Annotated in this window: 1 protein-coding gene; it reads left to right on the top strand. The window is 51.8% G+C overall.

The window, feature by feature from the left end; translation table 11 throughout:
- Positions 1 to 1,785, top strand: a 1,785-nt coding sequence (locus tag KDK17_RS10480) for a hypothetical protein (RefSeq protein ID WP_257288034.1), incomplete at both ends; no start/stop codon positions are given.

Consider the following 1,785-nt stretch of genomic DNA (forward strand, 5'->3'; position numbering starts at 1 on the left):
AGCTTTTAGTGGCCGAGACCGGCGACGAAAATCGCGATGTCACGCTGATCTCCCATCCCGATGACCTCTCACAGGCTAATCTGGTGAGCCGGTTGAGTATTTCCGGCGATGGCCGCCACACTCTGCGTTCAGGCAAGCTCTTTGAAGGATCAAAACCATTCACCCTGGTGATCGATATCCGCAAGCTCACCAGCGACGAACTGCCGAAATTTAACGATCTGCTGGACCCGGATAACCCCTGCCTATACGACAAAGTCAGTCAGAAGAAACGCCCCCTGGGAGAACATGTTGCTCTACTGGTTCTGGCAAACCCTGCACAGTTGGCATCGCTTGGTCAGTGTGATGACGCTGCGGGAGCCACCGCACCTGGGGCTGATTTCTGGCGACGAATTAATCGACCGGGAAATACCTGGCAGTTCAATGCTCAGGCCAATAATGACCCATCGATGGCTATAGACAGAGCTCCTCCGTTAAAAGCTCCTCCGCTATTGGCTGAACTCCCCTGTGCCGAAAGTGCTATGGATGACGACAATACCGTTTTAATTGACTGCCATTTGCACAACAACTGGCGACAGTTGCTGCTGGGCGGCCCCGGAGTGGATAAACAGGGGCGAATCCGGCACCTCCCCGGCAGGCTTGAGTCTTTGATGGCCGGACAACGGGTGATTCTGAAAGGGGCCAACTGGAAAGATCTGGCCTTTGAACAGACGATTCGACAAATGCTGGCGCAAAAGTGTTTTGAGAGCAACGGAAAGATCTGTCCATTACCCGACGATGTTCAGTTTTATCAGATGTCAGTAGGCAATGACGAGCTTCGTTCACTGTTCCAAAGTCTGTCACAACCAGCTGACAAGGGACTTGATAAACCGCACACACCACGAAACCCGATCATCATTAACCAGAGTAATATTAGCGAATGGCTGAACCCGATTGCCATTGCACCGGGTGGCTATGCAATCCCTAACATCTGCCTGCTGGAACAAGTTCGGGCAGGTGATGCAGTCGTCGTGACTTCTCCGCTTAGCGAGGCGCTCTGGTTTTGTTTACTGGGCTCACTACAGACGATTCGCGAGACGACCGGCCTGGAGCCCCCACTTCAGGTGGCTGATTCCGGACGACAACCGAAAGCGCTTGGATTAGCAGAAAACGATGAGCATCCAATCAGAGATCGTGTCGTCTTTAATACCGTCACTTATCAACAACCTGCCCAAGCCAGTCATTGGATAAACGATCAGCCGCAAGCATCTCTGGTCATTCAGGTCAATGAACAGACCGGCTTCAGTCAGCTGTTTGATAATATTCATATCAGCTCGGAACAAAAGGCGCATTTTGGACGACGTCAGAGCAAATTGCAGGAAGCATTAACCGCTGGCAAACCGGTTGTATTTCTGGGACTCGAGCGTAATCCGACACTTCAGCAGCTTCTGGAACCTCTGGTTGTCGGGCAACCTCTGTTGGTGAATGGCCAATTACAGACCTACCCGGAAGCTCATGTCACCCTGCTCTGGCCTGAGTTTACAAGAAGCCGGTCTTCCATATTTAATTCGATGGTTGCCATGGGTAAGCCGTGTCCTGAGGTCGATCTCTGGGCTATTAATGCCCTCAAACACGGAATCCCCCGGATTGAGCTGCCAGAACAAGCGCTTGATGAACTTTACGAAGCATTTAAAACCGTACCTCTCGACCTTTGTAACCCTCTGCCTGAAATGACCGAAGGGTTGTTGAATAATCTGATACTGGCTGCCCGGCGAGCACAGCAGGTTGACCAGTCCCCACAACTTTTAC

The sequence above is a fragment of the Endozoicomonas sp. SESOKO2 genome (assembly GCF_024606245.1).
Taxonomy (GTDB): Bacteria; Pseudomonadota; Gammaproteobacteria; order Pseudomonadales; family Endozoicomonadaceae; genus Endozoicomonas_A.